Below are 22,797 nucleotides of genomic sequence, written 5' to 3'. Positions count from 1 at the left end.
GCTCCGTCCTTGGTGGGGGTCAGCGGGAGGCCGTGGCCTGGGCCGCGGCCTCCCGGGCCTGGGCGGCGAAGCCGTCCTTGTTCTCCGAGACCCACTTCTGGGACGCGCGACGGCTGTCGAGGGCGCCGGTGAAGTGCGGGGCCACGTAGCGGGCGAGCAGCTCGTAGCTCCGCTTGGTCTGCTCGCGGGTGGCCCAGTCCTGGGTGTTGACGAGCAGGGTGCCGAAGCCGCCGCTCTCGCGCTGCATGCGCTCGATGCCCTCGATGGCGTCCTCGACGGAGCCGATGATCGCGGTGTGGGTCTCGACGGCGACCTCGGCCTCGCGGCCCTCGGGCAGCTTCGCGGACGCGCCGACGGTGTCGCGCACGTACTCGCGGAACCAGTGGCTCATCCCGGCGCGGACCTGGTCCAGGGCCTCCTCGCGGGTCTCCGCGATGTGCACGCAGATCGCCACGCGCCACTTGGAGCGGTCCACGGTCTGGCCGTGCTTGGCGGCCTCCTCCTCGCCTGCGGCCCACAGCTGGGCCAGCGGCGGCTCGGACATGCCCGGGCGGCCGGCGAAGGTCAGCGCCTCCAGGCCGTACTGGCCGGCCAGCCGCATGCCGCGCTCGGTGCCGGCGCTGGCGACGGCCATGTCGAACCGCGGCTTGGTGTACGGGCGCAGGTGCAGCATGGCGTCGCGCAGCTCGAACCAGTCGGTCTTCATGGTGACCGGCTCGTCGCCCTTGAACAGGCGGACCAGCGCCTCCAGCGACTCGGCCATCATGCGGCGCTGGTCACCGGCCGATATGCCCATCATGTGGGCGTCGGCGGGGGAGACGCCGGCGCCCATGCCGAACATGGCGCGCCCGCCGCTCTGGTGGTCCAGCTGCACGATGCGGTTGGCCGCGGTCAGCGGGTGGTGGTACGGCAGGCTCACCACGCCGGTGCCGAGCTTGATGCGGCGGGTGCGCTCGGCCGCGGCGGCGAGGAAGACCTCCGGGGAGCTGACCGTGGACCAGCCGCCCGAGTGGTGCTCGCCCACCCAGGCCTCGTCGAGGCCCAGCTCGTCGAGCCAGTGGATCAGGTCCAGGTCCCGCCAGAAGGCGGTGGTGGGGTCCTCGCCCAGCGAGTGGAAGGGAGGGATGAAAGCACCGAACTTCAGCGTCATGACTGTATTCCTTCGAGGGGTCGGGCCGCCGTGCCGGCGAGCCAGAGGGAGAGCTGGTCGGCCAGCAGCCGCAGGCGCGGAGACTGCATGACCGTGTAGTGGTCGCCCGGCAGCGCGACGTAGTGGAAACCGGAGGGGAACAACTGGGACCAGGCGGCGACCGCCTCGTCCGTGGAGCCGTCCTCGGCGCGCAGGAACGCGGTCGCTCCCGCGTACGGCTGCGGCGCGTAGGACAAGAGGGCCCGGAAGTTGCGGGCGAAGCGGGTGTAGATCTCGCTGAACACCTCAAGGCCGACCCCGGCGGGCAGGACGCCCTGTTCGGCGGCCCTGGCGTAGAGGATCTCGAAGGCCGAGTCGGGGCAGTCCGCCGCGCGGAACAGCTCCGGGTCCGGCTCCCACGAGGTGCCGGCGAGGCCCGCCAGGTCCCGGCCGAACCACGAGAGCAGCACGGCGTCGTCGATCTCCGCCCGCTCCGGCGCCGGGCCCGGGGGTTCGAGCAGGTCGATCACCGCGAGGTGTTCGACCTCGTGCCCGGCCGCGGTCAGCTGCTGGGCCATCTCCAGGGCGATGACCCCGCCCATGGACCAGCCGCCGAGCCGGTACGGGCCCGCCGGGACCGCGGCGGTGAGGGCGGCGCAGTAGTGCGCGGCCAGCTCCGGCACGGTCTCGAGGACCTCGTCGTCCGGCACCTGGAGGGCGTAGAACGGCTGGTCCTCGCCGAGCAGGCCGGCCAGTTCGCCGTAGCAGAGCACGTCTCCGCCGACCGGGTGGACGAAGAACAGCGGGGTCCGCGCGCCTCCGGTGCGGACGGGCACCAGGGCGGTGCGGCGCACCGAGCCGCCGGCCTCCCGGATCGCCGCCGCGAGCAGGGCGATCGTCGGGCGGGCGAACAGCGTGGACAGCGGCAGCGAACAGCCGAGCCGCGCCCGGATCTCGGCCATCAGCCGGACCGCGAGCAGCGAGTTGCCGCCCAGGGCGAAGAAGTCGGTGTGCACCCCGAAGCGGGCGGTGGGGAAGAACTCGGCCCAGATCCCGGCGAGTCCGCCCTCCGTCAGGTCCCGGGGCCCCTGTGCGGCGTCCCCGTCGGCGGCCTCGGCGCCGGGAACCGGCAGCGAGGAGCGGTCGACCTTGCCGTTGGCGGTCAGCGGAAGCTCGTCGAGGATCAGGATGTACTGCGGGACCATGTACGAGGGCAGGGCCGCGCCGATCGTCTTGGCGAGCAGCTCGGGCGTCACCTCGCAGGTGCCGTCCTCGTCGAGGACCACGTAGGCCACCAGGCGCTTGGCGCCCTGGCGTTCGCCGACCGCCGAGGCGACCGCGGCGCGGACCCCGTCGCAGGCCAGCAGTGCGGCCTCGATCTCGCCGAGCTCGATCCGGTAGCCCTGGATCTTGACCTGGAAGTCCTCCCGGCCCAGGAACTCGATGTTCCCGTCCGGCAGGTAGCGGCCCAGGTCGCCGGTGCGGTACAGCCGCTCCCCGGTGGCCGGGTGGCGCAGGAACGCGGCCCGGGTCTTGGCCTCGTCGCCGAGGTAGCCGCGGGCCAGGCCCGCGCCGGAGATGTAGAGCTGGCCGGGCACCCACACCGGGCTCGGCTGCATGGCCTCGTTCAGTACGTGGAACTGCTGGTTCAGCAGCGGCTTGCCGTACGGGACCGAGGTCAGCGACGGGTCGGCCTCGCCGGACACGTGGTGCGCGATCGACCAGATCGAGGCCTCGGTGGCCCCGCCCAGGCTCCACACGGCCGCCTCGGGCACCAGCGCGGCGATGCGCTCCGGGAGGGTCAGCGGGATCCAGTCGCCGCTCATCATCACCGTGCGCAGCGGCAGGGTCCCGGTCATCCCGGCGCCCAGCGCGTGCTCGGTGAACATCTCCATCAGCGTCGGCACGCTGTTCCACACGGTCACCCCGTGCGCGGTGACCAGCTCGGCCCAGCGGCCGGGCTCGCGGTGGGCGTCCGGGGCCGGCAGCACGATCGCGCCGCCGGCGGCCAGGATGCCGAACACGTCGTACACCGACAGGTCGAAGTTGAGCGCGGACAGGGCCAGGACCCGGTCCTCGTGCGTGATGCCGAACCGCTCGTTGATGTCCAGACAGGTGTTCAGGGCGCCCGTGTGCTCGATCATCACGCCCTTGGGCGTGCCCGTGGAGCCGGAGGTGAAGATGACGTACGCGAGGTCGTCCGGGCGGGCCGCCGAGGCGGGCAGGGCGCCGGCCGGCACGGCCAGCGCCTCGGGGCCGTCCACGCACAGCCGTACGGTCCCCTGCGGCCACTGGACGTCGGCCTCGACGCGGCTCTGCGTGAGGACCAGGCTGATGCCCGACTTCTCGCACAGCAGCCGCAGCCGCTCCGCGGGCACCCCGGCGTCGATGGGCACGTACGTCGCGCCCGCCTTCAGCACGCCGAGGGTGGCGGCGACCTGCTCCCAGCCCTTCTCCATCACGATGCCGACGAAGGTGCCGGGGCCCGAGCCCCGCTCCAGGAGCCAGCGGCCCAGCCGGTCGGTGTGCTCGTCCAGTTCGCCGTACGTGAGCTCGCGGCCGGGGGCGATCACCGCGACCCGGCCCGGGTGCGCGGCGGCCTGCGCGGCGAACGGCTCGTGCAGCAGCCCCGCGGGCAGCGGCCCGGCCGTCGCGTTGGCGGAGCGGCGCACGTCGAGCTCGGCCGCCGGGGCCAGGGCGGGCGCCGGGCGGCGCCAGGCGTCCTCCTCGACGCACAGGCCGCGCAGCACGTCGAGGTAGGCCGCGAACATCGCGTCGATCATCCCGGCGGGGAAGAGCTCCTCGATGACGTCCCAGTTCACGATCAGCGCGCCGGCGTCCTCGACCACCTGGTGGTCGAGCCACACCTGCGGGGTGCGGATCGAGCTGGAGACCTCCTCGCCGCCCTCGCCGATGGCCGTGAGGTGCTGGGCCAGGCCCATCGAGGCCGCGGAGTCCTCCTTGGCCGCGAAGTTGACGGTGCTGGCGAAGACGACCGGCATGTTGGCGCGGGCGTTGCCGCCGCGGGCCCGGTTCAGCTCGCGCAGCACGGCGACGCCGCTGACGTGGCTGTGCTCCAGGTCGTTCCACAGCTGGCGCTGGACGCGCTCGGCCCGCTCGCCGAAGGCGACCGAGGCGGTGGAGTCGATCTCCAGCAGGGTGGTGGCGCTGAAGTTGCCGAGCACGCTGCCGACCTGCTCGTGCAGCGGCAGCCGGTTGAAGAAGAGCACGTTCAGCGTGAAGCGGCTGGACTTGCTCCAGGAGGCCAGCACCTGGGAGTAGGCCGTGCACAGCGCGGCCGACGGGGTGACACCGGCCGCCGAGGCGTACGCCTTGAACCGGGACCAGTCCTCGGCCTCGATCCGGCTGGAGCGGTGCGTGAACGCCGGCGCCTCCAGCGAGCCCGGGTCGGCCGCCAGCGGCAGCTCGGGCGCCGGCGGCAGCGTGTCGAGCCGCTCGCGCCAGTAGGCGAGCGAGGTGGCGTGCAGGTCGGTCTCCTCGACCGCCTTGGCCGTCACCACGTAGTCCCGGTAGGTCAGCGGGACCTCGGGCAGCGTGCCGGCCTCGCCGCGGTAGGCGGCGGCCCACTCGCGGAACAGCATCGAGGTGCTCCACGCGTCGATGATCAGCGCGTCGAGTCCGATGTGCAGCCGGGTGCGGCCCTCGGTGACCCGCGTGGCGCGGATGTCGAACAGCGGCCACACCGCGGTGTCGAAGACCTGCCCGGCGACCTCGTCGTGGAGTTCGGCCAGCCGCGCGCCGCGCTCCTCCTCGGCGCATCCGCGCAGGTCGGTGGTGCGGATCTCGTACGGGGCGACCTCGGGCAGCACCTTCTGGTAGCCGTCCTCGGTCATCACCGCGCGCAGCATGTCGTGCCGGTCGACCATCAGCCGCAGGGCGTCCTGCAGCCGCTCCACGTCCACCCCGTCGAGGTCCACCTCGATGAAGAAGTACGTGGAGACGTTGCCGAGTTCGAAGGCGCTGGAGCGGCCCACCAGGTAGGCCTGCTGGAGGTCGGTCAGCGGGAACGGCTCGTAGCGGGCCGCCTCGTCGCGCACCAGCTCCGGCAGCCGCCCGCCGCCCGTGGCGGGCAGCGCCGCGGCCTCCTGCCCGCCGGCTCCGGCCGGGGACTCCTCGGGGGTGCCGAGGGTCGCGAGGACCTGGTCGCCGAGCGTGCTGACGCTGCGGCCCTCCAGGAAGGCCACCAGCGGCAGCGACACCCCGAGGGCGGCGGACAGCGCCTCCTTGACCTCCAGGGCCATCAGCGAGTCCAGGCCCAGGTTCTGCAGCGGCTCGTCGCGGTCGACCAGGCCCGGGGAGGTGCCGAGCGCGCGGGCTACCGTGGCCGTCAGCAGCTCCCGTACGCCCGCGGCGTCCAGCGACTGCGGGGCGGCGGCCGCCGCGAGCGGGGCCGCGGCGGGCAGCGCCCTGGCGGCCGGGGCCGCGGCGGCGCCGGTGCGCAGCAGCTGGTCCTTCTCGGCGCGGCGCAGGCACACCCCGGTGGCCTCGACCACCGTGCGGCCCTGGGCGTCGTACAGGGCCGCCTCGGCGAGCAGCATGCCCTGCGGGTCGGGCGACGGCAGCAGCCGCACCCGGCAGTACGTCTCGCCCTGCGCGCCGGAGAAGCCGTGGAAGGCGAACCGGTCGATGCCCACCAGCATGAAGGTGGCGTCCGCCGGGGTGCCTTCGGGCAGGCAGGCGAACAGGGACTGGAACAGCGCGTCGGTCTGGCCGGGGTGCAGCCGGTAGCCGTCGGCCTCGCCCGGGCGCGGGGCGCGCATCTTCGCGACGGCCTCGCCCTCGCCGCTCCACACGTGCTCGATCCACTGGGCGGTGGGGCCGAGGTACAGCTTGCGGCGCCACATCCGGCGGTAGAACTCCTCGCCGGTGGTCTCCTCGGCGAGCGGGGCGCGCAGCGCGTCCAGGTCGGTCGCGGCCGGGGCGTCCGCGGGCAGCGGGGCCAGCTTGCCCTGCGAGTGCAGCAGCCAGCCGGCGCCGTCGCGGCGGGCGGAGTAGTAGCGGTAGGCGGTGCGGCCGCCGGGCGCCGGGTCCAGGACGAGCTGCACCCGGGCCCGCTGGTCCTCGTCGAGGATCATGCTCTGCAGGACCAGGCACTCCTCGATCAGCGCGCCCGCGCCGCCGCCGTCGGCCCGGGCGGCCTGCAGCGCCGACTCCAGGTAGACGCCGATGTTGACGACGGGCAGCCCGTCCATCACGCAGTCGCCCAGACAGGGGTGGCCGGTGGTGTCGAGCACCGCCGCGTACTGGGTGGAGTCCAGCGGCGAGGGCACCCGCTCGCCCAGCAGGCGCGCGGAGGACGCCTCGCCGGCGCCCGGCGCGGCCGAGGCCGGGCGGGCGCTGGGCGTGAACCAGTGCCGGGTGCGCTGGAAGGGGTACGTCGGCAGCGCGGCGCGCCGCCGGCCCCGGCCCGCGTCGTACGCGGCCCAGTCCACCGGCGCCCCCAGCGCGTACAGGGCGCCCAGGCTGTCCAGTGCCACCCGGCCGTCGTCGTGGCCCTTGCGCAGCGAGGGCAGGAAGACCGGGGCCTGCTCGCCCTCGCCCGCGCCGGGCAGGAACCGCTTGGCCATCCCCGACAGCGCGGGCTGCGGGCCGGTCTCCACGAACACGCGGAAGCCCAGCCCGTGCAGGGCGGTCATACCGCGCAGGAAGTCCACGGGGCGGCGGATGTGCTCGCGCAGATAGCCCGCGGAGAAGGCCTGCGGCCCGGTCAGCGGCTCGCCGGTGACGTTGGAGACGACCGGGATGCGGGGCGGCGCGTACGTCAGGGCGGCCGCGGCGGCCTCGAACCCGTCCAGCACCGGGTCCATCAGCGGCGAGTGGAAGCCGCGGGTGACGGTGAGCCGCTTGGACTTGACGCCCTTCTCGGCCAGTTCGGCCAGCAGCACCTCCAGCGCCCGGGCGCCGCCGGAGACGACCAGGGACTCGGGGCCGTTGACCGCGGCCACCGACAGCTCGCCCTGGTAGGGCGCCAGCGCCCCGGCGAGCTGCTCCTCGGTGGTGAAGACGGCCGCCATGGCGCCCTCCACCGACAGCTCCTGCATCATGCTGCCGCGGCGCACGGCGAGGGTCAGCGCGTCCTCCAGCGAGAGCACGCCCGCCACGCACGCCGCGACGATCTCGCCGATGCTGTGGCCGAGCACGGCGCCCGGGGTGATGCCCCAGGAGCGCCAGAGCTCCGCCAGCGCGTACTCGACGGCGAACAGGGCCGGCTGGGTCCAGCGGGTCTCGTCCACCAGCGCCGCGTCGGCGGGCGAGGGGTGCAGCACGGACAGCAGCGAGCGGTCCGTCAGCTCCGAGACGATGGCGTCGCAGCGGTCGATCGCCTCCCGGAAGACCGGCTCGCTCGCGTAGAGGCCCGCGCCCATGCCCGCGTACTGCGCGCCCTGGCCGGTGAAGAGGAAGGCCACCTTCGGCTGCGCGCCGCCGGGCGCGTGGCCCGTGCGGACGCCCGCCGGCAGCAGCGCGCCGGGCCCGTACGCGGCCAGCTTCTCCCGCATCTCCCCGGCGTCGGCGGCGACCACGGCCAGCCGGTGGGAGAGGGGGGCGCGGCCGGCGGCGGCGGTGTGGCAGACGTCGGCGAGCGGCGCCGCGTCCGGGCCGTCCAGGTACGCGGCGTGGCGGGCGGCCAGGTCGGCCAGCGCGGCCGGGCTCTTCGCGGACAGCGCCAGCAGCTGCGCGGTGCGCTCGCCCGCGGGCTCTTCGGCGGCGGCCGGGGCGGCCGGCGCCTCCTCGACGACGACATGGGCGTTGGTGCCGCTCGCGCCGAAGGAACTGACGCCCGCCAGGCGGGGCTTGTCGCCGCGCGGCCAGGCCACGGCGGTGCGCGGGAAGGTCACCGACAGGTCCTCGACGCCGATCTCCGGGTTCACCTCCCGCAGGTCCAGCTGCGCCGGGATCTCCTCGTGCTGGAGTGAGAGCACGACCTTGATCAGCCCGGCGATGCCGGCGGCCGGCTCCAGGTGCCCGATGCTGCTCTTGACCGAGCCGACGACCAGCTCCTCGCCCGGCGCGCGGCCGCCCAGTACGGCGTCCAGGGCGCGCAGTTCCAGCGGGTCGCCCAGCGGCGTGCCGGTGCCGTGCGCCTCCACGTAGCCGATCTCCGCGGGTTCGACGCGGGCCGAGGCCAGCGCCGCGCGGATCACGTCCTGCTGGGCGGCGGCGTTCGGGACGGTGATGCCGGCGCTGCGGCCGTCCTGGTTGACGGCGGAGCCCCGGATGACGCCGAGGATCCGGTCGCCGGCCGCCTGCGCGTCGGAGAGCCGCTTGAGGACGACGATCCCGCAGCCCTCGCTGCGCACGTAGCCGTCGGCGCGGGAGTCGAAGGTCTTGCAGTGGCCGTCCGGGGCCAGCATGTTCGCCTTGTCGGCGATGGTGAACCACTCGGGCGACAGCAGGACGTTGACCCCGCCCGCCAGCGCCATGCCGGTCTCGCCGGAGCGCAGGCTCTGGCACGCCAGGTGCACGCCGACCAGCGAGGACGAGCACGCGGTGTCGACGGAGAGGCTGGGGCCCTGCAGGCCCAGCCAGTACGAGAAACGGCCGGCCGCGAAGGTGGAGGCGTTGCTGGTGAGGCTGTACGCCTCCAGCTCGGCCGGGTCGATCTGCTGCATCTGGCTCTGCACGTAGTCGTACGTGGTGACGCCGAAGTACACCCCGGTGTCCGAGCCGCTCAGGCCGGCCGGCGAGATGCCCGCGTGCTCCAGCGCCTCCCAGCCCACCTCCAGCAGCAGGCGCTGCTGCGGGTCCAGGGTGGCGGCCTCGCGCGGCGAGATCCCGAAGAACGGCGCGTCGAACCCGTCGACCCGGTCGAGGAAGCCGCCGAGGCGGCTGCCGTGCCGGGCGGTGTCCCAGCGGTCCTCGGGCACCTCGCGGATGCCGTCGCGGCCCGAGCGCAGGAACTCCCAGAACTCCTCGGGCGTCTCGGCGCCGCCGGGCATCCGGCAGGCCAGGCCGACGATGGCGATCGGCTCGGTGCGGGCGCGCTCGGCGGCGTCCAGCTCGGTGCGCAGGCGGCGGATCTCGCGCACGCTCTGGGCGAGGACGTTCTGCCGGTCGTGGTCTTGGTCGGTCATCTGGCTGCTCCGGCTGCGGGCGTCGTGGGTCCGGACTCCGCGGCCAGTACGGCGAGGAGTTCGGCTTCGGAAAGGTCGTCGAGGGAGGTGTCGTCGTCGGACCCGGAAAGGTCCGAAGGCGCCTGCGGTGCGGGGATCACGGGGTGTGCGGGGGCGGGGACCGCGGCGGCGGACGCGGCGGCGGCCTGCGGGCCGGCCTCGGCCGCCGCGCGCTCCGCCAGCGCCAGCAGGTGCGCGGAGAGCGCCTCCACCGACGGGTGCTCGAACATCACCGTCGCCGGGAGGCGGCGGCCGATCAGGCTCTCCAGCCGGACGCGGGCATCGCGGGCGAGCGTGGAGTCCATGCCCATCTGGAAGAAGCCGGCCGTCCGGTCGACCCGGTCGGCGCTCAGCTCCAGGGTTCCGGCCACCGCCGCGGCGACCTGGGCGCGCACCAGCTCGGTACGGGCCTCGCCGGGCTCGGCGGCGGCCACGGCCGCCACCAGCGCGGGCAGCTGCCCGCGCCCGTCGGCGGCGTCCGGCTCGTCCGCCGCGCCGCCGGCGGCGCGGGCGTCGAACGGGACCGGGCCGGCGGAGCCCGACGCGCGGAACCAGAAGCTCTCGTGCTGCCAGGCGTACGAGGGCAGCGGTACGGGTCGTGCGGGCGCCGCCGGGAGCAGCTCGGACAGCCGGGCGGGCAGCCCGTGCGCGTGCAGGGATCCCAGGATCTCCAGCAGGCCGTGCGCCTCGGGCTCGTCGCGCCGCATGGACGGCAGGGCCAGTCCCTCGCGGCCGGAGTGCTCGAAGGCCTGCTCGACGGCGGACAGCAGCGTCGGGTGGGGGCTCATCTCGACGAACACCCCGTGGTCGCTGTCGATCAGCGAGCCCACGGCGTCCCAGAAGAGCACCGGCTCGCGCAGGTTGCCCGCCCAGTACTCGGCGTCGAAACCGGAGCCGTCGCACAGTTCGCCGGTGACGGTCGACAGCACCGGCACCCGGCCCGCGCGGGGCTCGATGCCCTCCAGCTCGGCCAGCAGGTCCTCGCGCAGCGCGTCCACCTGGGGGCTGTGCGAGGCCACGTCCACCTTGACGTGGCGGCAGAAGACGTTGCGCGCCTCCAGGGCCCCGGCGAGCTCGGCCAGCACCTCGGGGTCGCCGGAGAGCACCGTGGAGGTGGGGCTGTTGCTGACCGCGACCGAGACCCGGTCGCTGTGGTCCGCGACGAACTCGGCGGCCTGGTCGAAGGGCAGGCCCGCCACCAGCATGGCGCCCTGCCCGCTGATGCGGCGCAGCAGGAAGCTGCGGCGGCAGATGACGCGGGCCGCGTCGTCCAGGCTCAGCACGCCGGCCACGTACGCGGCGGCGACCTCGCCCATGCTGTGGCCGACCACCGCGTCCGGCTCGACGCCGAAGGCCCGGGCCCGGGCGGCGAGTCCCACCGCGATGGCGAACAGGGCCGGCTGGATGACGTCGATCCGCTCCAGCGGCGCCCCGTCCTCCAGACCCATGATCGTGTCGATGACGGAGAACCCGCCGTCGGTCCAGCGCCGGAAGGCCTCGTCGCACTCGGCGACGGCCGCCTTGAACACCGGGCAGACGCGCATCAGTTCGCGGCCCATTCCGGCCCGCTGGGCGCCCTGGCCGGGGAAGACGAAGACGACCTTGTCGCTGATGTCGCCGCCGGTGCGCCCGGTGACCACCGAGGCCGGGGATTTGTCCGCGAGCCACATGTCCAGCCGCTCGGCGGCCTCGGCGTGCGTGCTCGCGGCGACCGCGAGCCGGTGGGCGTGCCGGGTGCGCCGGGTGGCGGCGCCGTGGACCAGCGCGGAGAACGGCTCCTGCCGCGTCCCCTTGTCCTGGAGGTGGTCGCGCCAGGCACGGGCCATCGGGGCCAGCGCGTCGGCGGTGCCCGCGTAGACCGGCAGCAGCCAGGGGCCCTGCGCGGCCTGCGGAACCTCGGCGGCCCCGGCCTGCGCTGCGTCGGCGGCTCCGGCCCGCGGCACCTCGGCGGCTCCGGCCCGCGGTGCCTCGTCGTGCCGCGGTGCGTCCTCGTCCTGCGGGGCCGGGCCGAGCACCACATGGGCGTTGGTGCCGCCCGCGCCGAAGGAGCTGACCGCGCCGTGGCGCCGCTCGGCGGGCTCGTCCCAGCTCGCCGCCTCGGTCGGGATGCGCAGCCGTCCGCCGCCGAGCGAGATGTGCGGGTTGACCTCCTCCAGGTGGAGGTTGGGCGCGATGGCCCGGTGGTGGATGCTCAGCGCCACCTTGATCAGGCCGGCCAGGCCGGCGCCCGCCTCCAGGTGGCCGATGTTGGTCTTCACCGACCCGAGCACGCAGCTCCCGCCGCCCGCGTCCGCCGTCCCGTACACCTCGTGCAGGGCCTCGACCTCGATCGGGTCGCCGAGGCTGGTGCCGGTGCCGTGCGCCTCCAGCAGGGTGACCTGCGAGGGCTCCAGCCGGGCGGAGCGCAGCGCCGCCTTGATGACATCGCGTTGGGACAGGCCGCTGGGCGCGGTCAGCCCGTTGGTCAGGCCGTCCTGGTTGACGGCGGAGCCGCGGATGACGGCCCAGATCCGGTCGCCGTCCCGGGTGGCGTCCGAGAGCCGCTTCAGGACGAGCACGCCGACGCCCTCGCCGCGCGTGTAGCCGTCCGCCTTCGCGTCGAAGGTCTTGCAGCGGCCGTCGGGGGCGAGCGGCAGGCCCTTGGAGTGGGCGACCGTCATCGTCGGCGACAGGATCAGGTTCATCCCGGCGGCGACCGCCGTGGAGCACTCCTGGGTGCGCAGGGACTGGCAGGCCAGGTGCACGGCCACCAGCGAGGAGGAGCAGGCCGTGTCGACGGTCATGCTCGGGCCGCGCAGGTCGAGCTGGTACGAGAGCCGGTTGGAGATGATGCAGTTGGTGCCGCCGACGACGGTGTAGGTGTCCAGGCCGGCCGGGTCCTCCAGCTGCATCTGGAGGTAGTCGGTGGCGTTGGCCCCGACGAACACGCCCGTCGCACTGCCCTGGAGCTTCTCCCGGGGCAGGCCCGCGTCCTCCAGGGCCTCCCACGCCACCTCCAGGAAGTGCCGCTGCTGCGGGTCCATGCGCGCGGCCTCGCGCGGGGAGATGCCGAAGAAGTACGGGTCGAAGCGGTCCACCCCGTCGATGAACCCGCCGAAGCGCATGGTGGTGCGGCCCGGCGCGTTCGGATCGGGGTCGTAGTAGGCGTCGGCGTCCCAGCGGTCGCCGGGCACACCGGTGATCGCGTCGGTGCCGGAACTGATCATCTGCCAGAAAGCGCCGGGTGAGGTGACCCCGCCCGGCAGTCGACAGCCGATGCCGACGATGGCTATGGGTTCGTGGCGCTTCTGCTCCAGCGCGTCCAGCCGGCCCCGCAGCATGCGGACGGCGGACAGTGCCTTGACGAGGGCGTCTCCGGAGCGGTCTGCGGCCGGGGCGGTCCCGACGACGGTGCTGCTGCTCACTAGAAGGTCTCCATCCGCTCGCTCAGTTCCGCGAGTTCACGTTCGAGGAGGGCCTCGAGGCTCTCCGGGTCTGCTTCACCGTCCGCCGCCGCGGGCAGGACGGGGGCTTCGGCCGCGGGGCTCTGCACGGGCGCCTCGTCGCCGTCGAGCGCGATGTCCGCCTTGCCGGCCAGGAACGGGGCGATGTCCCGCACGGTCGGGTAGTTCCAGATGAGCGTGGCCGACAGCTCCACGCCGAAAGCGGCCTCCAGGCGGTTGCGCAGCTCCAGCGACATCAGCGAGTCGATGCCGAGCGAGCGCAGCGGGGTGTCCGGGTCGATGCGGCGCGCGGGCAGCTTGACCACCTGCGCGGTGATCTCCCGTACGGCGGTCTCGAACGCGGCCCGCCGCTCCGCCACGGGCAGTTCGGCCAGGGCGGCGGCGACCGCCCCCTCCGCCGGCCCGCTCGTGGCGTCCTCCGGCTCCGCCGCCAGGACGGGGACGGAGTCGAGCCGGACGACGCGCAGCCCCTGCGCTTCGGCCAGCAGGGTGCCGTCGGCGGACAGGATCCGTACGCGGGCCTGCCAGTGCCGGTCGTCGCCGGCCGGCTCCGCTTGCGCGTACGCCCACAGCTCGCCCACGAGCGTTCCGTACACCCGCAGCCGCCCGATGGACTCGCTGACGAAGCACTGCGTGACGCCCTCGCCCCACGCGGCGCCGAGCAGCGGGGCCACGGCGCACTGCAGGGCGGAGTCGAGCAGCGAGGGGTGCACCCGGTAGCCGGGGTCGGCGGGCAGGGCGGTGGGGTCGGGCACGATCCGGGCCAGGGCGGCGCCTTCGCCGCGCGCGATCCCGGTGATCCCCTGGAAGGCGGGTCCGTAGCCCAGTCCGCAGGCGGCCAGCGCCCGGTAGTAGGCCGGTCCTTCGAGGGTCTCGGTCAGCGGTCCGGCCAGCGAGGCCGGATCGCAGGGCTCGCCCGGGTCCGGCTCGGCGCCGAAGACCGCCCGGGTCTCGGCCACGCACAGCGGGCCCTCGTCCTCGCGGACGAAGAAGCGGATCCGCGCCTCCGCGCCGTCCGCGCCCTCCAGTACGGCCTGCACCCGGCGCACGCCCTGCGCGGGCAGGATCAGCGGCTCCCGGAAGGCGAACTCCTCCAGTACGGGGTGTTCGCCGGGCCGGACCTGGGCGCACATCGCGAGGGCCATCTCGGCGAAGCCGGCGCCCGGCAGGACCGCGGCCCCGCCGATCCGGTGGTCGAAGGCGGCCGCGGCCGTCGCGTCGAGGTCCGTCTGCCAGTAGTGCGTGCCCGGGTCGACGGGGGAGTCGAGGTGCTCGCCGAGCAGGCCGCGGCGCAGCGCCCGGCCGCCCGCGGGGGCGCCGCCCGGGCCGGGGGCGTCGATCCAGAAGCGTTCCCGCTGCCACGGGTAGTGGGGCAGCCTCGCCGCGCGGGCCGGGGTCAGGGCGCGGTCCACGCGGGCCGGGGCGCCCAGGACGTGCAGCCGGCCCAGCGAGCCGAGCAGGCTGTCGCGCTCCTCCTCGCGGCGGCGCAGCGAGGGCAGCGCGGCCACGGCCGCACCGCTCTCGGCGGCGACCTGCTCCACGGCGGGCAGCAGGATCGGGTGCGGGCTCATCTCGATGAACACGCTCACCTCGTCCTCGACGAGGCGGGCCACCTGGTCGCCGAAGAGCACCGGCTCGCGCAGGTTGTCGGCCCAGTAGCGGACGTCCATCTCGGTGCCGGAGGCCACCGATCCGGTGACCGTCGAGTAGACGGGGACGGTTCCGGCGCGCGGGGCGATGCCGTCCAGCGCGGCCAGCAGGTCCTCGCGCAGCGGGTCCATCTGCGGGCTGTGGGAGGCCACGTCCACCTTGACCCAGCGGCAGAAGACCTGGTCGGCCTCCAGCCGCGCCGCGATGGCGGTGAGCGCGTCGCGGTCCCCGGACAGCACGGTGGAGCGGGGGCTGTTGTTCACGCCGACCGACACCAGGTGCTCCTGGCCGGCGAGGAGCTCGCGGGCCTGGTCCATCGTCAGCTCGCAGGCGAGCATGGCGCCCTGGCCCGCCGCGCGGCGCAGCAGCAGGCTGCGGCGGCAGATGATCCGCGTCGCGTCCTCGATGCCCAGCGCGTCGCTGACGTGCGCGGCGGCCACCTCGCCCATGCTGTGCCCGATGACGGCGTCGGGCTCGATGCCCCAGGAGCGCCACAGCGCGGCGAGTGCGACCTCGACGGCGAACAGCATGGGCTGCACGACGTCGATGCGGGTCAGCTGCGAGTTCTCCTCGTCGGCGCACAGCTCGGCCTCGATCGACCAGTCGATCCAGGCCCGGGCGGCGGCGTCGGTGGTACGGATGGACGCGGCGAACGCCGGTTCCGTGCGCAGCAGTTCGCGGCCCATCCCGATCCACTGGGAGCCCTGGCCGGGGAAGACGAAGGCGACCCGGGGCCGGGACTCGGCCGGCTTCGCGCCCTCGAAGAGCTGCGGCGGGCGCTCGCCGTCCGCGTGGGCGGCCAGCGCCTCCGCGAGCTCGGCGGTGTCCCGGGCGACGAGCGAGAGGCGGTAGGGGTGGTGGGCCCGCTCCAGGCCCGCGCGGGCCAGGGCCGGGAGCCGGTCCGCGGCCTCGTCCGCCGGGTCGGCCGCGGCCTCGTCCGCCAGGGCGGCGGCGACGGCGCCGGAGAGGTCCCGCAGAGCCTGCGGGGTGCGCGCGGAGAGGGTGAACAGTTCGGCGGCGGGCCGGTGTTCGCCGGGCATCCGCACGTCGCAGCCGAGGCCGGCGAGGGCGGCGAGGGTCTCCACCAGGCCGGCGCGGTCGTCCTCGCCCTCGCGGCGCATGGTGGCGAGTACGGCCGCGCTCCCGCCGTACTCCTCGGCGGACTGGCGCAGCGCCGGGGCCAGCACCGGGTTGGCGCTGATCTCGACGAGGACGCCGGTCCCGTGGGTCAGCAGGTGGGCGGTGGCCTGGGCCAGCAGCACGGGCCGGCGCAGGTTGCGGACGAAGTACGAGGCGTCCGCCTCCCGCCAGTCCAGCGGCTCGCCGGTCACGGAGGAGATCATCGGGATGCGGCCGGGCCGCGGGGTGAGCGTGCCGATGGCCGCTTCCAGATCGGCGGTGATCGGGTCGATTCCGGGGCTGTGGGCCGGCAGGTCGACGCGGATCATGCCGCACAGGACGCCTTCGGCCTTCAGGTCGGCGACCAGGGCTTCGAGTGCGGCGCGGGGGCCGGCGAGGCCGGTGGTGCGGGGGCCGTTCTGGGTGGCGACCGAGATCTCCCGGCCGCCGACGCGGTCGTCGAGGCGCTGCTGGAGGTCGGCGGCGGAGAGTTCGACGACGGCCATGCCGCTGCCGGAGCCGGCGACGCGGCGCTGCTGGTCGCTGTAGTGGTGGATGAGGCGGACCGCGTCCGGCAGGTCGAGGATGCCGGCGATGACGGCGGCGGCGACTTCTCCGAGGCTGTGGCCGACGACGGCGTCCGGGCGGACCCCGGCGGCCTCGAGCCAGGCGGCGATGCCGACCTGGATGGCGAAGAGTACGGGCTGCATCACCCCGACGTCGCCGCTGCGGGCGGCGGTCTCGTCGGCGTGCAGCTCTTCGAGCAGCGACCACCCGGTGTGCCGGGCGAGTTCGCGGTCGCAGTCCTCCAGTACGGAGCGGAAGACCGGTTCCGTACGGAGCATGGTCCGGGCCATCCCGATCCACTGCTGGCCGTACGGGGAACATATGAAGGCCACCTGCGGGCGGCCGGCGGAGTCGGCTTCGGTGCCGGGGCCGGGTCTCTCGAGCTGGGTCAGCGGCGCGGGTGCGGCGGCGGCCTCGAGGACGACGTGCACGTTGGTCCCGCCCCAGCCGAAGGCGCTCACCCCGGCCCGGGCCGGTCTTTGCCCGGTCAGGGGCCACGGCTCCTCGGCCGCGGTGACCCGCAGGCGGAGGTCCTCGAAGGGGATGTGCGGGTTGGGCGTCTCGAAGTGGATGCTGGGCGGGATCCGGCGGTGGCGCAGCGCCAGGGCCGTCTTGACCACGCCGGCGATGCCGGCGGCCGCCTCCAGGTGGCCGATGTTGCTCTTGACCGACCCGATGCGCAGCGGTGCGTCCGCGTCGCGGCCGCGGCCGTAGACCGCGCCGAGCGCGGTGGCCTCGACCGGGTCGCCGAGCGCGGTGCCCGTGCCGTGGGTCTCGACGTACTGGACCTCGGCGGGGGAGATGCCGGCCTGGCGGCAGGCGGCGCGCAGCACGGCCTCCTGCGCGAGGGGGTTGGGGGCGGTGAGCCCGTTGCTCAGGCCGTCGTTGTTGGTGGCCGTGCCGCGGATCGTGCACCAGACGTCGTCGCCGTCGGCCAGCGCCCTGGACAGCGGCTTCAGGACGATGACGCCCGCGCCCTCGCCGCGGCCGAAGCCGTCGCCGCGGGCGTCGAAGGCCTTGCACCGGCCGTCCTGGGAGAGCCCGCCGAACTTGCTGAGCGAGACCATCGTCTCCGGGCTGAGCAGCAGGTTCACCCCGCCCGCGACGGCCGTCTCGGACTCCCCGGCCCAGATGCTCTGGCAGGCCAGGTGGACCGCGAGCAGGGAGGAGGAGCACGCCGAGTCCAGGACGACGCTGGGGCCGGTGAGCCCGAGCACGTAACTGAGCCGGTTGGCGACCATGTTCAGGGCCCGGCCGGTGGCCGAGTGCAGGGAGGCGCCGGCGGGATCGGCCGCGCCGAGGTCGGCGTAGTCGTGCCAGATCGCCCCGGCGAAGACACCGGTCGCGGTACCGGACAGCCGGCCGTCGGCCAGGCCCGCGTCCTCCAGCGCCTCCCAGGCGACCTCCAGGAAGAGCCGCTGCTGCGGGTCCATCTCCTGGGCCTCGCGCGGGGATATGCCGAAGAAGAGCGGGTCGAAGGTGTCCACGGGGCCGCGCAGGAAGCCGGCCTGGGAGGTCACCATCTTGCCGGCGGCGGCGGGGTTGGCGTCCAGGTAGGCGGCGGCGTCCCAGCGCTCGGCCGGAACCTCGCTCACCGCGTCGGTGCCCGAGCGCAGCAGCTCCCAGAACTCCTCGAGGCTGTCGGCCTGCGGGAGGCGGCACGCCATGCCGGTGATGGCGATCGGCTCGCGCTCCCCGCCGGGCGCGGCCCGGAAGGTGTCCGGGAGCGCGGCGGGCGCGTCGGGCTCGCCCGCGACCACGCGGGCGGCGAGCGCCGCGATGCTGGGGTGCGACCACATCAGCGCCGGGGAGAGCCGGGTACCGGTCAGCTCCGAGAGGTCGCCCATGAGGGCGACGGCGCGCATCGAGTCGATGCCGATGGTGGAGAAGAGGTCGTCGTCCTTGATCTCGTCGGGCGCGCGCCCCGACCGTACGGCGATCTCGCTGCGCAACCAGTGCACTACGGCCTCGACGGTGTCCATGTGGGACGCCTCGACGTGCCCGGAACCCTTGCCCATCTGCATGAGAACCCCCTCCGTTTGTACATAACGTGGAAACACTTGAGCGCTGATGGATCGTTCTTCGACGGCCCGCGGGGTGCGGGACGGGTTGTCCTGGCATGTCCGGCATGCGGTCAACAGGCCCAGGAATAAAGGAAGTTGCGTTCCGTTTAGAGCGGGAAGTGCGGGGGATGGCGGCCGCGGGCGGCGGCGGAGAGGGGGGCTGTGCGGCCCCCGTCGGGCCAGGGGGATTGGTGGGGAGCGGACAACAGTGCCCGCCGACCCCGAAGGGGCGGGCGGGCACTGAGGGCGGCGCGGCGCGCGCCGGGTCAGGGACGGAGGCTCGGCTCGTCCTTGGCCGGGGCGGGCGGGGCCGCGGGGGCACCCGGTGCCTGGGCACCCGGCGCCGTGGCGCCGGGGGCCGTGGCACCCGGGGCGGCCGCGCCCGGCGGGGGTCCGGGCGGGGCCGGCGGGGTCTTGGGGAGCCAGCGCAGGGCCACGAGGACCGAGGCGAGGGCGACACCGGCGACGACGAAGAGCGTGGACTGCATACCGCTGACGTAGGCGTCGGAGGCCTTGGCCAGCAGGGCCGGAGCCTGGTCGCCCAGCTTGGCCGCCTGGACGGCCCGTACGGTGCCGCCGATGGATCCGGCGGCCTCCTCGCGCAGGGCCTCCGGCAGGACGTTCACCGCATCACCGATCGAGGAGCGGTAGCCGGAGCTCAGCAGGCTTCCGATGATCGCGATACCGAGGGCGCCTGCCACCTGACGGGCGGTCTGCGAGACCGCCTGGCCCGCGCCCGCCTTGACCGGGGGCACGACGGACATCAGCGAGGCGGTGGCGGGGGCCATGATCGAACCCCAGCCGACACCCAGGACCAGCTGCGCGACGATCAGCAGCCAGGTCGGCGTACCGGCGTCGAAGAAGGCAGCGCCCAGTGCGGACAGGGCGATGGCCGCGGAGCCCGCGGCGACGACGTTGCGGGGGCCGAACTTCATGACGAGCTTGGGGCAGCGGGCCGAGACGACCATGGAGGCGAGGCCCATGGGCAGGACCAGCAGGCCGGCTTCCAGCGGCGAGAAGCCGAGGACCGCCTGGAAGTAGAACTGCGAGATGAAGATCGAGCTGATCAGCGCGAAGAAGCACAGGGCGATCGCGCCGGTGCCGGCCGAGAAGCGGGCGTTCTTCAGGAGGCTGACATCGAGCGAGGGGGCCGCGATGCGCTTCTCGAAGAGGACCAGCGCGACGAGCAGGACCAGGCCGCCCGCGATGGCGCCGAGGGCGCCGGTGCTCGTCCAGCCGTCCTCGCCGGCGAGGACGATGCCGTAGACCAGCAGGCCGACGGAGATGATCGACAGCAGCACGCCGAGCGGGTCGAACGCGGTGCGGACCGGGTTCTTCGACTCGGGCACCAGGGCGATCATCAGGGCGACGGCGATGGCGATGAGCGGGGCGTTGATCAGGAAGATCGAGCCCCACCAGAAGTACTCGAGCAGCACGCCGCCCAGTACCGGACCGACGGCCATGGCCACACCGGCGGCCGCGGCCCAGCCCGCGATGGCCTTGGGGCGCTCGGCCGGCGGGAAGACGTTCATGAGGATGGCGAGGGTGACCGTGGGGACCACGGCCGCGCCCACGCCCATGACGGCGCGCCAGATGATGAGCTGGACGATGTCGGTCGCGAAGGCGCCGAGCACCGAGCTGACACCGAACAGGACGAGGCCGGTGATCAGGGTCTTCTTGCGGCCGAACCGGTCGGCGCACACGCCGCCGGTGAAGAGGAACGCCGCGAAGGTGATCAGGTAGGAGTCCAGTGCCCACTGGAGCTCGCCGTTGCTCGCGTCGAGGCTCTGCTGAATGGGGTTGAGCGCGACGTTGATGATCGTGAGGTCCATGACCACGACCAGCACCGTCGATGCGAGCAGAGCCAGGATCGCCCGGCGGCGCCCGCTGCTGACTTCGGGATTCATTGCCCGTCCTTCGTTGAGTTGTCCCTCTGGTGGCCGCTGCCGCGGTCCGCGCCGTTCAGACGGCGCGGACCGCGGTTCAGCTCGGCCGACTACTCGGCCCAGGGGAGCGGGATCTTCTTGTCCTCGTTGCCCGGCATGCTGGCCTGGCCGCCGACGGCCATGGCGACGAGCGCCTGGGTGTCGCCGACCGCGGTGAGCTGGCGTACGGCGCCGCCGGGGATCGCCACGGCCTCACCGGCCTTGACCTCCCCGTCCTCGCCGTCGATGGTCACCTTGAACGCGCCCGACAGCGGCATCCAGACCTGCTCGCGGTCGATGATGTGGACCGGGGTCGCGGAGTCGGCGCCGAGCTCCACACGCCAGGTGCTGATCTCCGTGCTGCCCTGGCTGGGGGCGGCGAGGCCGAACATCGCACCCGAAGGGGTACGGGTAGTCCGCTGCTCGCTCTCGCTGACCACGTTCATTGCGACCTCCTGTGTAAAGAAGCTTTACTTCGCTTGCTCCACGAGTAAAGCTGCTTTAGTCGTGGGTGTCAAACGACAAAGAGGACCGCGCCGAGACTGTTCCCGCGGGTAACGGAGAACGGCTCGAGGCCTGCTGGAGGACGGGAGGCGACTTGGGAGTAAAGCGTCTTTCCAAGGTGTGGCAGCATGTCCAGATGGAGTCCACAGCAGAGACCGGAAGCACCGGAGCGAAAGCACGCCAGGTGGAAGACCCGCTGGCCAGGGCCGAGCTGACCTATCTGCTCGGCATGTCCTTCCAGCTCGTCCTGTCCGAATTCGTATCCCGGCTCGACGCTGCGGGGTACGACGACCTGCGGCCCGTGCACGGCCTGGTCTTCCAGGCCCTCTACGGCGAGGGAGCCACCAGCAGCGAGCTCGCGGAGCAGCTCGGCGTCACCAAGCAGGCGGCCGGGCAGATCGTCGACGACCTGGCATCCCGCGGCTACGTGGAGCGCCGCCCCCACCCGGCGGGCGGCAGGCGCAAACTCGTCGTCCTCACCGAGCGGGCACTGGAGCACCTCGCGGTCGCCGGACGCCTCATGTTCGAGATGGAGAGCGAACTGGACGAACGCCTCGGCTCCCAGAACCGCCGCATCCCCCGCCCCGAACTGGCCGCCCTCATCAGAGCCATGGCGGACGGCGACCTGCCCCCGCTGCGGCCGCTGTGGTGAGCGGCGCGGGCGGGAGCGCGCGGGTGGCGCGGCGGCGCCGGCGGGGTGGGTCGGGGGTGAGTCCCGCGGGCCTGCGCGCGGCGGGTGCGCGGGGGCGGCGCGGCCGGGCGGGGCGACCGCCGGTCGCGTAGGTCGGGGTCGGGGGTCAGGGGGGCACGGCTGCGCCCGACCGGCTCACCTCACCGGCCAGGCCCCGGCGAATTCGGTGGCGCAGCCTTCCGACGGCGGTGCGGCCCCGGCGCCGCGGTGCGGCGGCGACTTCGTACTGCTGGCGGCCCGGCGGCTGGGTGCCGGCCTCGACGGTCGGGGTCCTGGTGGCCTGGCGCCGTGGTCGTTCTGACGGGCTGCGCCCACCGAACCCCGCCCGGCGCGCTGTGCGCGCTTCTGATTCCCGGCCTCGGACTCGTGCACCTCCGACGTGTGGGCCCGGCGTCGGTGCGGCCCCGGCGCCGCGGTGCGGCGGCGACTTCGTACTGCCGGCGGCCTGGCGCCGTGGTCGTTCTGACGGGCTGCGCCCACCGAACCCCGACCGGCGCGCTGAGCGCGCCTCCGACTCCCGGCCTCGGACTCGCGCACCTCCGACGTGTGGGCCCGGCGTCGGTGCGGCTGTGACTCGCGGCCTTCGACACGCGCGCTTCCGATTCCCGACCTGCGGCTCGCGTGCCTGACGCGTGGAACCGCGACGCGCGTGTCCACCCCCGACGGACGCGCCCCGGCTCGCGGCGAACCGCCTGGCCTGGGCCGGCGGCGCACCCGAACCCGCCATCGGTCCCGGTCACCGGTGGTGGGCCTGCGTGATGAGGTCCACCGCGCTCTCCAGGGCCGCCAGGCGGGTCTCCTCCGGGTCGCCCTCCACGTGCTGGAGGTACATCAGCCCCGCGTGGAGGGTGAACAGCGCGCTCACGCACCGCACCTGCTCGGACAGCGGGCCGTCCTTGGTGCGCAGCAGTTCCACCAGCTGGAACGTCCGGCTCTGCATGGTCTCGCCGATGCTGAGGTCGCGCATCGTGGCCTGGTTCTCCTGCATGAAGCGGAACAGCGAGGCCCCGGCCCCCATCGACTCGCTGTAGCGGCGCAGTACTTCCCGCTTGGTCTCCAGGGTCGGCGGCTGCTCCTGGGCCCAGACGATCAGCTCGTCGATCGGCCTCGTCAGGTCCGCGAAGACGCTGACGATGATGTCCTCCTTGGTCTTGAAGTGGTAGTACAGCGCCGCCTTCGTGACCTCCAGCCGCTCCGCGATCTCGCGCAGCGAGGTCTTCTCGTAGCCCTGCTCGACGAACAGCTCCAGCGCCACGTCCTGGATGCGCTGACGCGTGTCTCCACGGCGTCTGTGCGCGGTGCTCCTGGCCATGCGACTCCCCCGCCCCGATGAACCGGTTACTTACTTGACGCCCGGCTAGTTGCATGTCACCTTAGAAGAGAACTAGCCGGGCGGCAAGTAAGTTCGCTTGGGATTCGGGGCCGGGGAGGGCACATGGTGGACACAGTGAAAACTGCCGGGACTTCTGAGGAGGCGAGGCCGCGCAATGTGCGGCTCGTTCTGACGGCGGTCATGATCGCGATGCTGTTGGCCTCGCTGGACACCATGATCACGAGTACGGCGATTCCGACGA

The 22,797-nt window shown here is 73.9% G+C and carries 8 protein-coding genes; 1 reads left to right on the top strand and 7 read right to left on the bottom strand.

The window, feature by feature from the left end:
- Positions 1 to 19: 19 nt before the first annotated feature.
- From AB0D66_RS30565 to AB0D66_RS30540, 6 genes are all read right to left on the bottom strand, one after another.
- Positions 20 to 1,150, bottom strand: coding sequence for an LLM class flavin-dependent oxidoreductase (locus AB0D66_RS30565; RefSeq protein ID WP_362310477.1), 1,131 nt, complete (start codon positions 1,148 to 1,150; stop codon positions 20 to 22).
- A complete protein-coding gene (locus AB0D66_RS30560; protein ID WP_362310475.1) occupies positions 1,147 to 9,222 on the bottom strand; it encodes an amino acid adenylation domain-containing protein in 8,076 nt (2,691 codons plus the stop codon). The genes AB0D66_RS30565 and AB0D66_RS30560 overlap by 4 nt, the downstream gene beginning before the upstream one ends.
- Positions 9,219 to 12,665 (bottom strand): beta-ketoacyl synthase N-terminal-like domain-containing protein, encoded by a 3,447-nt coding sequence (locus AB0D66_RS30555; protein WP_362310473.1) that lies wholly within the window; start codon positions 12,663 to 12,665, stop codon positions 9,219 to 9,221. The genes AB0D66_RS30560 and AB0D66_RS30555 overlap by 4 nt, the downstream gene beginning before the upstream one ends.
- The gene (locus AB0D66_RS30550) at positions 12,665 to 18,064 is read right to left on the bottom strand and encodes an acyltransferase domain-containing protein (RefSeq protein ID WP_362310471.1); all 5,400 of its coding nucleotides are present in this window, start codon (positions 18,062 to 18,064) and stop codon (positions 12,665 to 12,667) included. Before AB0D66_RS30550 ends, AB0D66_RS30555 begins: the two co-directional genes overlap by 1 nt.
- A gap of 305 nt (positions 18,065 to 18,369) precedes the next feature.
- Entirely contained in the window at positions 18,370 to 20,010 is a 1,641-nt protein-coding gene (locus AB0D66_RS30545) for an MFS transporter (RefSeq protein WP_362310469.1), read from the bottom strand.
- Positions 20,011 to 20,099: 89 nt separating this feature from the next.
- Entirely contained in the window at positions 20,100 to 20,474 is a 375-nt protein-coding gene (locus AB0D66_RS30540) for a cupin domain-containing protein (RefSeq protein ID WP_069924446.1), read from the bottom strand.
- Between the two features lie 194 nt (positions 20,475 to 20,668).
- Between AB0D66_RS30540 and AB0D66_RS30535 the strand changes: the two genes are divergently transcribed.
- Positions 20,669 to 21,184 carry a MarR family transcriptional regulator gene (locus AB0D66_RS30535; protein WP_362310466.1) on the top strand — a complete coding sequence of 172 codons (516 nt, stop codon included), beginning with the start codon at positions 20,669 to 20,671 and terminating at the stop codon, positions 21,182 to 21,184.
- A gap of 775 nt (positions 21,185 to 21,959) precedes the next feature.
- On the opposite strand, the gene AB0D66_RS30530 is transcribed toward AB0D66_RS30535, so the two are convergent.
- On the bottom strand, positions 21,960 to 22,535 hold the full coding sequence (locus AB0D66_RS30530) for a helix-turn-helix domain-containing protein (protein WP_362310464.1): 576 nt from the start codon (positions 22,533 to 22,535) through the stop codon (positions 21,960 to 21,962).
- Positions 22,536 to 22,797: the final 262 nt, after the last annotated feature.

It is taken from the genome of Streptomyces sp. NPDC048270 (assembly GCF_040652335.1).
Classification (GTDB): domain Bacteria; phylum Actinomycetota; class Actinomycetes; order Streptomycetales; family Streptomycetaceae; genus Streptomyces.
This window is presented reverse-complemented; position numbering and strand designations above follow the sequence as displayed.

What these genes read in the sequence shown, in the direction of transcription:
- AB0D66_RS30565 (WP_362310477.1), bottom strand. Translation starts at nt 1,150, where the DNA reads ATGACGCTGAAGTTCGGTGCTTTCATCCCTCCCTTCCACTCGCTGGGC.
- AB0D66_RS30560 (WP_362310475.1), bottom strand. Translation starts at nt 9,222, where the DNA reads ATGACCGACCAAGACCACGACCGGCAGAACGTCCTCGCCCAGAGCGTG.
- AB0D66_RS30550 (WP_362310471.1), bottom strand. Translation starts at nt 18,064, where the DNA reads ATGCAGATGGGCAAGGGTTCCGGGCACGTCGAGGCGTCCCACATGGAC.
- AB0D66_RS30545 (WP_362310469.1), bottom strand. Translation starts at nt 20,010, where the DNA reads ATGAATCCCGAAGTCAGCAGCGGGCGCCGCCGGGCGATCCTGGCTCTG.
- AB0D66_RS30540 (WP_069924446.1), bottom strand. Translation starts at nt 20,474, where the DNA reads ATGAACGTGGTCAGCGAGAGCGAGCAGCGGACTACCCGTACCCCTTCG.
- AB0D66_RS30535 (WP_362310466.1), top strand. Translation starts at nt 20,669, where the DNA reads ATGGAGTCCACAGCAGAGACCGGAAGCACCGGAGCGAAAGCACGCCAG.
- AB0D66_RS30530 (WP_362310464.1), bottom strand. Translation starts at nt 22,535, where the DNA reads ATGGCCAGGAGCACCGCGCACAGACGCCGTGGAGACACGCGTCAGCGC.